This window comes from Paenibacillus castaneae, assembly GCF_002884445.1.
GTDB classification, from domain to species: Bacteria; Bacillota; Bacilli; order Paenibacillales; family Paenibacillaceae; genus Pristimantibacillus; species Pristimantibacillus castaneae.
Genome location: NZ_KZ614144.1, coordinates 898,826 through 911,817 on the forward strand (window position 1 = coordinate 898,826; position 12,992 = coordinate 911,817).

9 protein-coding genes are annotated in these 12,992 nt (G+C 46.3%); 4 read left to right on the forward strand and 5 right to left on the reverse strand.

Features of this window, described 5'->3' with window-relative positions:
- Positions 1–2: 2 nt before the first annotated feature.
- Positions 3–1,031, reverse strand: coding sequence for a LacI family DNA-binding transcriptional regulator (locus CEF13_RS03790; RefSeq protein ID WP_102709491.1), 1,029 nt, complete (start codon positions 1,029–1,031; stop codon positions 3–5).
- Between the two features lie 493 nt (positions 1,032–1,524).
- Between CEF13_RS03790 and CEF13_RS03795 the strand changes: the two genes are divergently transcribed.
- The 4 genes from CEF13_RS03795 (at position 1,525) to CEF13_RS03810 (ending at position 6,785) form a co-directional block, all read left to right on the forward strand.
- Positions 1,525–2,841, forward strand: a complete 1,317-nt coding sequence (locus CEF13_RS03795) for a sugar ABC transporter substrate-binding protein (protein WP_102709492.1) — start codon at positions 1,525–1,527, stop codon at positions 2,839–2,841.
- Positions 2,842–2,960: 119 nt separating this feature from the next.
- Positions 2,961–4,274: a carbohydrate ABC transporter permease gene (locus CEF13_RS03800; protein WP_102709493.1), complete on the forward strand. Its 1,314-nt coding sequence runs from the start codon at positions 2,961–2,963 to the stop codon at positions 4,272–4,274.
- 2 nt (positions 4,275–4,276) lie between these two features.
- Positions 4,277–5,116 (forward strand): sugar ABC transporter permease, encoded by an 840-nt coding sequence (locus CEF13_RS03805; RefSeq protein WP_102716197.1) that lies wholly within the window; start codon positions 4,277–4,279, stop codon positions 5,114–5,116.
- A gap of 4 nt (positions 5,117–5,120) precedes the next feature.
- Positions 5,121–6,785, forward strand: a complete 1,665-nt coding sequence (locus CEF13_RS03810) for an alpha-amylase family glycosyl hydrolase (RefSeq protein WP_102709494.1) — start codon at positions 5,121–5,123, stop codon at positions 6,783–6,785.
- A 74-nt stretch (positions 6,786–6,859) separates the two neighbouring features.
- Here CEF13_RS03810 and CEF13_RS03815 read toward each other — a convergent pair whose 3' ends face one another.
- From CEF13_RS03815 to trxB, 4 genes are all read right to left on the reverse strand, one after another.
- The gene (locus CEF13_RS03815; protein ID WP_244917041.1) at positions 6,860–8,134 is read right to left on the reverse strand and encodes an MFS transporter; all 1,275 of its coding nucleotides are present in this window, start codon (positions 8,132–8,134) and stop codon (positions 6,860–6,862) included.
- Positions 8,135–8,251: 117 nt separating this feature from the next.
- Positions 8,252–9,175 carry a LacI family DNA-binding transcriptional regulator gene (locus CEF13_RS03820; RefSeq protein ID WP_166742853.1) on the reverse strand — a complete coding sequence of 308 codons (924 nt, stop codon included), beginning with the start codon at positions 9,173–9,175 and terminating at the stop codon, positions 8,252–8,254.
- Between the two features lie 650 nt (positions 9,176–9,825).
- Positions 9,826–11,754: a glycoside hydrolase family 13 protein gene (locus CEF13_RS03825; protein WP_102709497.1), complete on the reverse strand. Its 1,929-nt coding sequence runs from the start codon at positions 11,752–11,754 to the stop codon at positions 9,826–9,828.
- Positions 11,755–12,017: 263 nt separating this feature from the next.
- Positions 12,018–12,959 (reverse strand): thioredoxin-disulfide reductase, encoded by a 942-nt coding sequence (gene trxB / locus CEF13_RS03830; protein ID WP_102716198.1) that lies wholly within the window; start codon positions 12,957–12,959, stop codon positions 12,018–12,020.
- Positions 12,960–12,992 lie beyond the last annotated feature (33 nt).

Consider the following 12,992-nt stretch of genomic DNA (forward strand, 5'->3'; position numbering starts at 1 on the left):
TGTTAGCTCCTTTTGGATACGGTTTGAATAGATGATTCCCGAACAATTAGTCTGTGTGGAATAATCATACGGTTCTGATGAACGCTCTCTTCTTGAATAAGGCGTATCAACATTTGAGAAGCGGTATAACCAAGCTGATACGTTCCAATATCAATGGAGCTGATTGGTGGTGTGGCAAGCTCGGACAATGCGATGTTATTGAAGCTCACGATGCTAAGATCATCGGGCACCTTATAACCAAGCTCTGTCAGGCCGCGTAATACGCCGAATCCGACAACATCGTCAATAACAACAAGGCCGCTAGGCCTCTCGGGCAGACTCATCATGAATGACATCGCGCGATACCCGCTTTGCTGAAGAAACTCGCCTTCAACAATCCATTCCGATCTTACAGTCAAGCCTGCTTCTTTCATAGCTCTACGGTAGCCTTCCATCCGGTCACGGGCAACCACAAGCGACGGCGGTCCACTAACGAAGCCGATTCTCTCATGGCCTTGGATGATTAAATGCTGAGTAGCATCATAGGCTGCAAGCTCATTATCATTATCAACGGATAATATATTCGGCCGGTCTTCCGTTCGACCTATTAATACTGTAGGGAAGTTATGTTTGTTTAAGAGGTCGATTAAAGGGTCATTTATTCTAGAAGATAACAAGATTACTCCATCAACTCTTCCACCGAATACAAGGCGTGATACTGTTTCTGTTTCATCACTTGGTGAGGTAGCTGCTGTAAGCAGCATATCATACCCTGCTCTTGTCGATTGTGTCAGTATACCGCGAAGCAATTCCCCGAAGAAGAAATCTTGAAACAGTTCTTCAGCAGGACGTGGAAGCATAATTGCTAATGTCTGAGTTGTTTTTGAGACCAGGCTCTTAGCCATTACATTGGGATGGTACCCCATTTCTTCCATATACCGTTTGACCTTCTGTGAAGTAGCCTTGCTAATTCTAGGGTGATTGGAAACGACCCTAGATACAGTGGAAGGAGAGACCCCTGCAGCTTTTGCAATATCTTTAATGGTTACCATATTATGTTGAACCCCCACCCGCGCAAACGTGCTTGCTTTATATGCTTCATCCTAATGCAATTGTTGCCTAAAAGTAAATATATATCTAAAGTAAGCGTTTCACAAATAATGAAAAACTGATTGAGAAAGAGGAAATCGACGAAAACAGAAGATAACGTATTATTTATTCGGAATATTGAACTGTGCAAACGTTTTAACAAACTATATGCCTTGTTGTATGATGAATTCACGAATAGAACGCTTTCAAAGCAATTCCATTAAAATTATTAGGTGCGAAATGGTGATTTATCCATTCGCCAAGCATCATCTTGTGCTGGTTGTACAAACGTTTGCATGTGGCCGAGCCTATAGATTCGCGATAGCGATAAACAGCTCAGAGCAGTGGTTATGGCATTTGTACAAATGCAGCTTTCTAAGAAGGTGCTTGCGGAATTGCTGAAACGCCGCGAATTCAAAAAAGGCAGGAACACATTATGGAGGGGGATTACCTAGCATGAAAAAGTGGTTTGTAATGTCATTAATCGTTGCCTTATTTATTGTTTCCGCATGTGGCGGAGCGAACAAAGGAGTTAACAAAGAGGGAGCTGGAAACGCAACAAATGCTCCAGCGAACAATACAGCGTCGAACACAACGAAAGATGACGCTGCAGCAGAAGAAGATATCGTTCCGGAAGCGGGCGCAAAACTACTCGTTTGGGAAAGTAAAGAAGAGCGTCCATTCGTGGAAGCGATTGCGAAAGAATTTACTGCAAAATACGGCATTGAAATCAAATTTGAGGAAATTGGTGCAGGTGACCAAGTCAATAAGCTGGTTACAGACGGCCCTGCTGGTCTAGGCGCAGACGTTGTACTATTCCCGCATGATAACCTTGGTAAAGCGGTTACGGCTGGATTGGTTCTGCCGAATGATTACTACGAAGAGCAATCCAAAACCGAAAACTCGGAAATTGCAGTAAATGCAGTATCCTATGACGGCGTCCTTTACGGATACCCGCGTTCCGTTGAAACTTACGCACTATTCTATAACAAAGCATTAATTGCTGAAGCTCCAAAAACGTTCGACGAAGTAGTTGAATTCTCCAAAACATTCAACGATACAAAAAACAATAAGTACGGTTTAATGTGGGATGTAGCTAACTTCTACTTCAGCTATCCGTTCATCTCAACAGGCGGTTATGTGTACGGCGATAACGGTCAAAACAAAGATGATATCGGCTTGAACACAGAAGGCGCAATCGCTGGTTTGAAATACTACGGCTCACTGAAAAGCATCTTGCCATTGAATTCCGGTGATATCAACTACGATATTAAAAAAGGTTTGTTCACTGGTGGCACACTTGCAATGGATATTAACGGTCCTTGGACAATCGCAGATTACAGAAACGCAGGAATTGATTTCGGTGTAGCACCATTGCCTAGCATTAACGGTCAACCGGCTTCTTCCTTCTCAGGCATCAAAGCTTGGTATGTAAACTCATTCTCGAAATATCCGAATGCAGCTCGTCTATTCTCGCACTATGCATCAACTAAAGAAGCACAACTGAAAGACTATGAGCTTACTGGCGCTCTTCCTTCGAACATTGAAGCAGCGGCAGATCCTACCGTGCAAGGAAATGACATTGTTAAAGGCTTCCTAGAGCAATTCAACCAATCAACTCCTATGCCTTCTATTCCTGAAATGGGCAACGTTTGGAGCCCAATCGGAGCAGCATTCTCCGATGTGTGGAACTCTGGCAAGGATGCGAAAGAAGCGCTTGATAATGCAGTTCAACAAATCAAAGACGCCAACAACGGCGCAACAGCGAAATAATATCATATAACCGGATTCACCCGCCGACTTGAATCGGCGGGTGAACCGATGTTTTATTCATTACTTACCGTTAGCTTGAGCATGATGTTTTTTATATGAAAGGAAGGGAGCCAGGCGGGATGAAGCGTCATCGCAGCACCGCGGCTATATTGTCGTTACTCGTAATGGGTCTTGGCCAATTGTATAACCGCCAATTTATTAAAGGCTTAATTATGCTCGCTGTCGAAGCAGCGGCGCTTATGTATTTTATTCCGAATTTAGGTAGAGCGATTTGGGGAGTTGTAACTCTCGGAGAGAAAACGCAAGGACTTGAGAAAATTGGTAAAGTCAGTGTTCGTGTAGAAGGCGACCATTCGATCTTTCTTTTAATTAGCGGATTAATTACGTTAATTTTATTCGCAATTTTTATCATTATCTATATTATGAATATCCGCGATGCACATCGGAACGGCAAGCAGAGAGATGCAGGGGTAATGCCTGCGAGCTTCAGGCAAACATTAGCCTATGTGACGGATCGTAATTTTCCGCACTTGATGCTGACGCTGCCAGCGCTCGGCGTATTGTTTCTAACGATTATGCCGATTATCTTCATGATCATGCTTGCTTTCACCAATTACGCATCGCCTGATCATATTCCGCCGGCTAAGCTGGTTGACTGGGTAGGGTTCCAAACGTTTGCCAACCTGTTGACGTTGAAAACGTGGAGCCACACATTTGTAGGCGTATTTACTTGGACGATTGTATGGGCTGTTATTGCAACGGTAACGACTTATTTCGGCGGCATACTTGTTGCGCTGCTCATTGAACAGAAGGGCATTCGCTTCAAGAAGCTATGGCGGACACTGTTCATCATCCCTTATGCGATTCCCCAACTCATTTCACTACTCGTGATGAGAAACTTGTTTAATGGGCAATTTGGTCCGATCAATCAATATCTTAAATACTTTGGTATGGGTAAGCTGCCTTGGCTGACAGACCCGTTCTGGGCAAAGGTTACGGTTATAGTTGTTAATATGTGGATTGGTATTCCGGTTTCAATGGTGCTTATTCTAGGCGTATTGACGGCAATCCCGAAAGATTTGTACGAAGCAGCTGATGTAGACGGAGCGACAGGCATTCAGAAATTTCGTATCATTACGATGCCGTTTATTTTATTCTCTACTGCTCCGATATTGATTGCACAGTTCGCCGGCAACATGAATAACTTTAACGTTATTTTCTTGCTTACGAACGGCGACCCGGTTAAAGGCGATTACCAATACGCCGGCAGCACGGATTTGCTTGTTACGTGGCTGTATAAGCTGACGCTGAACAATAGTCAATTCAACATGGCATCCGCGATCGGTATCATCATTTTCTTGATCGTAGCATCGTTCTCTATTTACAATTATCGCCGTTCACGGTCCTTTAAAGAGGAGGATATGATTCAATGAAAATGGGCCAAAAAACTGCCAATATTGTGCGCCTGACGCTCAGCTATATCGTTCTAATTGCGATAGCTGTGTGCGCTGTCTATCCTGCTCTTTGGGTACTGTTATCCTCGCTCCGTCCGGGTACGTCCCTGTTCAGCGATAGTCTTATTCCGAAAACGTTCACGATTGTGCATTATAAGGAATTGTTTACGAACCCAAGCTTTCGATATGGTGTGTGGTACTTAAATACGTTGAAAATTGCGACGTTGACGATGATTTTTTCTACTATTTTGGTTACACTCAGCATGTACGCGTTATCGCGCTTCCGCTTCCGCGGGCGCAAGATGACATTGACGATTATGCTCGTACTCGGCATGTTCCCTGGCTTCATGAGCATGATCGCTATTTTCATCTTCTTACTGCAGCTTAATCTGCTTGATACGCATGCAGCACTTATTATTGTATATTCTGCTGGATCCGTGCTTGGCGGCTTTGTTGTCAAAGGCTTTTACGATACGATTCCGCGGAGCTTGGATGAAGCGGCCCGGATCGATGGCGCTTCTCATCTGCAGGTGTTTGTGAAGATTATGCTTCCGCTGTCACGCCCAATGCTAACCTATGTGGCGCTGACTACCTTTGCTGGCTCTTGGGTAGATTTTATTTTTGCGAGATTGGTGCTTCGAAGCAAAGACAACTGGACGCTGGCTGTCGGCATGTGGGACCTCGTCAGCAATTATCAGAACAGCAACTTCACACTGTTCGCCGCGGGTGCGGTGTTGATTGCTATTCCGATTACCCTGCTATTCGTCTTCCTGCAGCGTTTCCTTGTGCAAGGGCTGATGTCCGGCGCTTCGAAAGGATAATGGAATGAACTACAAACGTCTAGGTTATGCGGGAGCGTTGCTGCTTTGCTCCCTTATTCTAGCCTTGCTTGCAGCTTGCTCTTCAGCGGGTGGAACTAAAGCGGAGACACCGACTGCTGCTCCTTCGACAGACGTAGTCGAGCCAGATGGGGGCGGGGCGGCTGTCGCTGCTTCCTATACAGTAGATGAACAGCCTGGCGCCGTTTATTATGAAATATTCGTCCGTTCCTTCTATGATACGAATGGAGATGGAATCGGCGATCTGAACGGGGTAACGTCTAAGCTGGATTACTTGAAAGAGCTGGGCATTAGCGGTATCTGGCTTATGCCTATTAATGCCTCACCCAGCTATCATGGCTATGACACAACCGATTATTATGCAATTAATCCCGAGTACGGTACGCTGGAGGATTTGAAAAACCTACTGCAAGAAGCACACAAGCGGGATATTAAAGTAATTATGGATCTCGTCGTTAATCATACGAGCAAGGAGCATCCTTGGTTTAAGGAAGCATTAAAGGATGAGAATAGTCCTTACCGCAGCTGGTATACATTCGCCAAACCGGATGAGAAGGTTAGGGCGGACGGTGCTGTTGGCGGAGACCCGTGGCATAGCTATGGGAGCCTTAAATATTTAGGTGTTTTCTGGGAAGGCATGCCGGATTTAAATTTCGATGAGCCGAAGGTTCGCGAGGAAATGATTAAAATTGGCCAATACTGGCTTGAGCAGGGGCTGGACGGCTTCCGCCTGGATGCGGCTAAGCACATTTACGGAGATTTCGCATCGACGGCCAGTACGCCTGAAATCCAAGCGAAGAACAAAGCATGGTGGCAGGAGTTTCGCGCAGGTATGAACAAAGTGAAGCCAGACGCTTATTTAATCGGTGAAGTCTGGGATTCATTGACGGTTATTGCACCTTACTTTGACCATGCGCTAGACTCCGCATTTCACTTTGATCTAGCGGGCCGCTTGCTAAGTGCCGCTGATTCGGAGCGAGATGCTGATCTTGCCTACTCGCTAGGCCGGGCATACGGTGTATATGCGAAGTCTTCCGGAGGTACATTTGTTGATGCGCCATTCCTTAGCAATCATGATCAAAACCGTGTAATGACTGTCCTAAATGGCAATATCAATCATGCGAAGATGGCTGCCGCTATGCTGCTTACGCTGCCGGGCACTCCATACCTTTATTATGGTGAGGAGCTTGGCATGAAGGGTGCTAAGCCGGATGAGTATATTCGTGAGCCTATGCCGTGGTACAGCGCTTCGAGTGGAGGAGAAGGACAAACAACTTGGGAGAAATCGCGATTCAATGAGTTGGCGGGGGCGACATCTGTGGAGGAGCAGACAGCGGATGAGCAGTCGTTGCTAAATCATTATCGCGAATTAATGAAGTGGCGAAACGAAGAGCCTGCTTTGCGTGACGGGGGAATAGCAGAATTCAAGCTGGAGCCTGCGAATCAGAAGCTAAGTGTATATGTTCGAGTGATTGCAAGCGAGCGGGTACTCGTCTTGCACAATCTATCTGGAGAGCTGCAAACAACTGATCTGCAGCCTTCCGAGACCTTTGGTACGTTCAAAGAGCTTGTTCACGCGAACAATTCAGATGCAAAGCTGGAGAATGGAAAGCTCACGCTGCCAGCTTACAGCACGGTTATTATTAAATAGTACATGGGGCTGTTCCTGAAGGTTAATTCCTTGGGGGACAGCCCTTGTTTTATTGCAAGTACAAGAACGAACCGTTAATTGAAGCTGCGCATCGCCTTCATATTAATGTAGGCGAAGCAGCCAATAATAAGCAAAGCTGAACCGCTTATGCTAATAATGATGGCTGGTCCGTATAGATCGGAAAGGGTAGAGAATACAGCTAACCCGATAGGCGGAGCAACGCTTGTTAGAGCGCCTATGAGCCCAAACACCCTGCCTTGCATGGAAGGTTCAATGGCAACTCGCAGTACAATAAAGATGATCGTGGTGCTGAATGAGAAGAGGAAGCCGACGAGAAGGATAAGCGGAAGCGCCATGAATGCCGATGGCATAAGCGAAATAGCTATGAATAATGGGCCCATGAGGATCATAGTTCCTATGATCCACTTCCCTCTGCCTTTTAACCGTTTATCAAGCCTCATAATAAGAATGGAGCCTGCTACGTAGCCAAGTGGAATACATGCCTCCATAAGTCCGAATACAAAAGGTTTTGCCTGCCATACTTGAACGGCCATGACTTGTATGAGCATGAATGTAGATAAAAAGAAGAACATGACGAGCGGAAGCAAAATAACAGCAGCTCTAGCAAAAGAATCCTGCCATACGTAACGGAAGCCTGCGGCAAGGTCTTCTTTAAAGGAGGTTTGCGGCTTTCCTGAATCTCGAACGGCTGAAAATGGGAATTTACCCGCGAATAGGAGCAAAACAGCCGACAATAGAAATGTCGCAGCATCGATTGCAATCGCAAATGCCCCGCCAAATGCAGCAACAGCTATACCCCCAAGTGCAAATCCGGATATCCTTATTATGTTATCGGAAATATTAATTGCCCCAACGGCCTGAGTAAGCTGCTCTTTACCGACAATTTCGATGAGTGATGCTTGTAACGCTGGCGTTCGAAATACCCCTGCGAAAGCAACCATGGCCGTTAACAATACGATGTATATAAAAGGTATATTGGGCAAATAGATGAGGACGGCGATGGCGGCAACCAATACAAAGCGGATCACATCTGTTATCCACATTAGCGTGCGTCTGTCGGTGCGATCTGCGAGCGTGCCTGCGAAGGAGCCGAACAGCATGCTGATGACGAGATGAGTAATGAGAACGATGGACATGAGCTTCGCGCTCCCGGTCGTCTGAAGCACCCATAAATTTATAGCAATGCTATGAAATGTATTGCCAAGCAGCGACATGCTGTAGCTGGAGAATACGGCAATAAACGTACGGTTGCGCCATATAGATTCCGTTTGATTCTGTAGCGGCTTAGGCGCATTCGCATTAGGTTCTTTAGCTAATTCAAGCATCATTGTACCTCCTGAATAATTGATTAAATGTGATTGACTTACTCAAGCCATTTGACTTAAACGTTTAAGTTATTGTAAAAAAATGCAGAGAATACTCTGCTAAATCTTTTCGTGGTCATCTTAATTATTAATTGCTTTGACTTGAATGTATTTGCTTTCGGGTCTTGCTGTCGGATTTTCTAGCAGTCGCATCATCAAATGGAAAGCTTCTTCCGGCTTGCGATCATCGAAAGAGATTCGAGTAGCGGCAGCAGGGATTATTTCCGAACAGCCAGTCGTGCACATAACGGTTAATCGTGATGGATCAACATATTTATATGCAGAGATCGCGACAAACTCGTTGAGTATAATGCCTGTATTGTTCTTGTTCTGTTCCAGAAAGGCTTTCAATGTTTGTTCGTCCTGCATCACATGAATGAGACTGCGATCTAAGCCAGAGCTGCTGCAAATATGGTTAACGAGCCCGGCATTGTTGAAGCTGTCGATAATAATAAAGTTTGGCTGATGCTGGGAAGCAGTGAATGCTTTGGCGAATGCATCCTTATAATCATAATTAACCTTATAAAACAACGAATCATCAATAATGCTGTCAATTACGATGAGCGGGACCCCTGCGGAAAAATGGCTTGAAATGAGATGGAAATTTTCCTCTTTAACATCGACAACAAATACGCCGTCCAGCTTGCGTTCCGATATGATATCCAGCTTAGGATCAGAGGCATCCAGACTAAATAATACGACGTGGTAGCCGCGGTCCGATAGGAGCCGCTCCAGCCGATTAATTAGCTGAGAGTAACGGAGCTGCCTCCACAACTCTTCGAGTTCCGCTCTGTTGATGAGAATTCCGATCAAGCCTGACTTTTGCATGACCAGAGATCTGGCGGCCAGATTTGGAACGTAATTTAATTGCTTGGCGGCTTCAAGGATACGGCATTTCGTATCATCCGGTATCGTTTGATTAGCCACGTTGTTAAGTACATAGCTCACCGTAGCGACGGAAACTTCTGCAGCCTTTGCGATATCTTTAAGTGTTGCTTTTTTCACAGGGATGCAGCTCCTTCCATTCTTCTTCGCGGTAAAGTTGATGATAAAAGAGGACCGTTATTGGTACATGGTTTACTTGTTATGAATGGATAAGCTTGTGGAATAATCGCCACTTAATCGTTTAAGTTTATTATGCATGGTTCACAATCAGTTGTCTAGAGACAAATTACTTAATAGATCCGCTCATACGGAGCCGCAATCATACTTCAGTGCACTTTCCATCCAACCAAACCCAAGTGTGCGAGGTTCACGGGAGCAAAGTCAGCTCATTCCGTTCAACCACCGCTGTATGAACTCATATCCGCCAATTACCCAGCCGTTCAACCACCGTCGTATGAATTCATATCAGCCAATTACCCAGCTAATAGAGCTAGAAACTAGCTCTAATTCGTCTAAAGTAACCAAATTTAGTGGAATAGAGCTAGAAACTAGCTCTATTCCGTTCAACCACCGTCGTATGAACCCATATCAGCCAGATTCCCAGCTAATAGAGCTAGATTCTAGCTCTAATTCGTCTAAAGTAATCAAATTTAGTGGAATAGAGCTAGAAACTAGCTCTATTCTGTTCAATCATCGTCGTATTAACCCATATCGGCCAATGTTCAGATTAGCGCTAAATCGCTCATAAGCAATTTAGTCGTTACCGTACATTACTGAGCGATCTGCTCCAAGATGACAAAGCCGTACGCTGGTAATACAAGCCGAAGCTCGCCATTGCTGCTGCTTGAAACGGTAGAGCTTACAGCAAGCTTGCTCGTGCTGGATAGCAATACGGACCAAGTAGACTCGTTGCTGCCGCCGTCAACAACATGCTCTGCTGCAGCCACGGCAGTCAGTGAAGGAGCAGCTGTTTCACTTACAGTATCGGATGCTGCAATCGCTTGGCTCGCAAAGCCAGTAAATGCAATGGCATGCGGAGCCGTATTATGCTGAGCGGGAACAGCCTCAATCTCGAAGCTTAGATTAGCCGCTTCGCCGCGCGCATTCATCGCGATAAGCAATCGCTGATCGCCGCTGCGGCGCTCATAGATCAAGGTGCCGTCTGCTTCACCGACGTGAACGAAGCGAATATCCGTACTGCGAAGCGCGCTGTAGCGATGGCGGAGGCCAATTGCCGCCGTATAGAATTGCAAGAGCTCTTGGTTCTGCTCTGCTGGCTCCCATACCATACATTTGCGGCAGCCTGGGTCGCCTTCGCCGTTAATGCCTACTTCATCGCCGTAATAAATACAAGGCGTTCCCGGGTAGGTTAGCTGGAATAGGGAGGATAGCTTCATCGCCTCGGTATTGTCCTCACAAATCGTAAGAAGTCGTGGCGTGTCGTGGCTATCGAGCAAATTAAATGCACTCTCCGTAACCTGCTGAGGGTAAGCAGCAAGCTGAGCTCCGATTGCGTTGGCGAAAGTTGATGCATCAATGGACTGATAGGCGAAGAAGTCGAGTACCGCATTCGTGAACGGATAGTTCATTACGGCATCGAACTGGTCTCCCTGCAGCCACATGATGGAGTCATGCCAAATCTCTCCCAAAATATAAGCTTCTGCATTCACGGACTTCACGGTTTGGCGAAACTCACGCCAAAACTGATGGTCTACCTCGTTGGCAACATCGAGTCTCCATCCGTCGATACCGATCTCCTCGATCCAGTAGCGAGCTACATCGAATAAATATTGTTTTACTTCCGGATGCTCCGTGTTCAGCTTCGGCATGAGCGGCTCGAAAGCAAATGTCTCATAAGTAGGGACACCGTCCACAACTTGGAGCGGCCATTCACGCACATGAAACCAATCTGCATACTTCGAGCTTTGTCCATTTTTCTGGGCGTCCACGAATGGAGGGAAGGTTTTGCCGGAATGATTAAATACCGCATCCAGCAGTACACGAATACCGCGGGCATGGCAGGCATCAACCAATTCCTTCAGCTTTTCATTCGTACCGAAATGAGGATCAACCTTCATATAATCCTGCGTGTCATATTTATGATTCGTTGTAGCCTCGAATAACGGCGTGAAATATACAGCATTGATGCCGAGCTCGGCGATATGATCCAAATGATCGATAACACCCTGGAGGTCGCCGCCAAAGAAATTTTTAGGTGTCGGAACGCCGCCCCAAGGCTCAACGTTCTCAGGATCAAGGGAAGAATCTCCATTGGCGAATCGTTCCGGGAATATTTGATAGAAGACCGCATCCTTCACCCATGCTGGCGGCTCGAATACATCGATTGGATTAATATAAGGAAAATCAAACATTGTATTGGGATTGCTGGGCTGCTCGAGCTCGAAGCCTTTTTCCGTTACCCAAATCGACTCTGCTCCGTTCGTTAGACGAAATGCATAGCGGAGACGACGGAATGGAGGGATAACAGCCGTTTCCCAGTAATCGAACATCGCATCGGAAGACAAAATCCGCATCTCAACGGTTGTTACGGTTTGTTGCCATGCATATTTGTCTCCAATGATCGCTTCTACCTTAGAAATATCGTCTTTTTTGGTACGTAAGCGAAGGTGTATGGTCTTGCCATCGTAGGCATAGGCCCAGTTTTGCTTCGGTCTGTGATATACAGCTTCTAATAACATGCTTCATCGCTCCTTTGAAGGTGTGGTGAAAGTATGGTTGCTTTCCAGCAGCAAATGGGGGAATTCGCCAAGAACGCGAAAAAAGGTACAACCTCTGCTAATTAAAGCACGAGGTTGTACCTTTATCCCAACAATGTTCAGGCCACTAGGAGAGGCCTATGATGAACAAATGGTTTCGGTAGCATTGCCTTTATATTAACACTCTCAACAAAATAATTATATCCAATTTGCACGTATTGTACTAGTATGTTTTCGAATTTTTTTTAGGCGTTAACCGCTTCATGCACTTGTGATTCTAGGTAACGCTCGCAATCAAGAGCTGCCATACAGCCGCTGCCAGCTGCAGTAATCGCTTGGCGGTAGTTGCGGTCCTGAACGTCGCCGCACGCATATACGCCTGGGATGTTAGTCTCGGACGTACCTGGCTTAACGATAATATAGCCTTGCTCATCGGTATCAATTTGGCCGCCAAGGAATCCAGTGTTTGGCGTGTGGCCAATCGTGACGAACACACCGTCTGCTTCCAGAAGCTCTTCTTCGCCTGTTTCATTATTGCGCACCTTCAACCCTTGCAGGCCCATGCCCGTTGCAGCGACTTCAAGCGGTGTACGGTTAAGGCTCCAAACGATTTTTTCGTTGGCGCGAGCGCGGTCCTGCATAATTTTTGAAGCACGCAAATCATCACGGCGATGAACAAGACGAACCTCGGATGCGAAGCGAGTAAGGAACACCGCTTCCTCCATAGCAGAGTCGCCGCCGCCGACTACGATAATTTTTTTGCCGCGGAAGAAGAAGCCGTCGCAGGTTGCACAGGTGCTTACGCCGCGTCCGATGTTTTCTTGTTCACCCGGAATGCCCAAATATTTCGCCGATGCGCCAGTGGAAATAATGATGGATTCAGCCTGCAGCTCGCCAATGCCTTCAACATCGAGCGTATAAGGGCGCTTACTGAAGTCAACGCTCTTCACGGAGCCGGTCTTGAACGTTGCTCCGAAGCGCTGCGCTTGCTTGCGCATATTCGACATCAATTCGCTGCCTAATATGCCGTCCGGGAAACCTGGGAAATTCTCGACCTCAGTCGTAGTCGTGAGCTGGCCGCCTGGCTGCCACCCTTCAATAACGAGCGGCTCCATGTTCGCGCGAGCCAAATAAATAGCCGATGTCAAGCCAGCAGGACCTGTACCGATAATAATTGTTTTATAGATCATCTATATATCCTCCATTCCATTAATCAACTA

What these genes read in the sequence shown, in the direction of transcription:
- CEF13_RS03790 (WP_102709491.1), bottom strand. Translation starts at nt 1,031, where the DNA reads ATGGTAACCATTAAAGATATTGCAAAAGCTGCAGGGGTCTCTCCTTCC.
- CEF13_RS03795 (WP_102709492.1), top strand. Translation starts at nt 1,525, where the DNA reads ATGAAAAAGTGGTTTGTAATGTCATTAATCGTTGCCTTATTTATTGTT.
- CEF13_RS03800 (WP_102709493.1), top strand. Translation starts at nt 2,961, where the DNA reads ATGAAGCGTCATCGCAGCACCGCGGCTATATTGTCGTTACTCGTAATG.
- CEF13_RS03805 (WP_102716197.1), top strand. Translation starts at nt 4,277, where the DNA reads ATGGGCCAAAAAACTGCCAATATTGTGCGCCTGACGCTCAGCTATATC.
- CEF13_RS03810 (WP_102709494.1), top strand. Translation starts at nt 5,121, where the DNA reads ATGAACTACAAACGTCTAGGTTATGCGGGAGCGTTGCTGCTTTGCTCC.
- CEF13_RS03815 (WP_244917041.1), bottom strand. Translation starts at nt 8,134, where the DNA reads ATGATGCTTGAATTAGCTAAAGAACCTAATGCGAATGCGCCTAAGCCG.
- CEF13_RS03825 (WP_102709497.1), bottom strand. Translation starts at nt 11,754, where the DNA reads ATGTTATTAGAAGCTGTATATCACAGACCGAAGCAAAACTGGGCCTAT.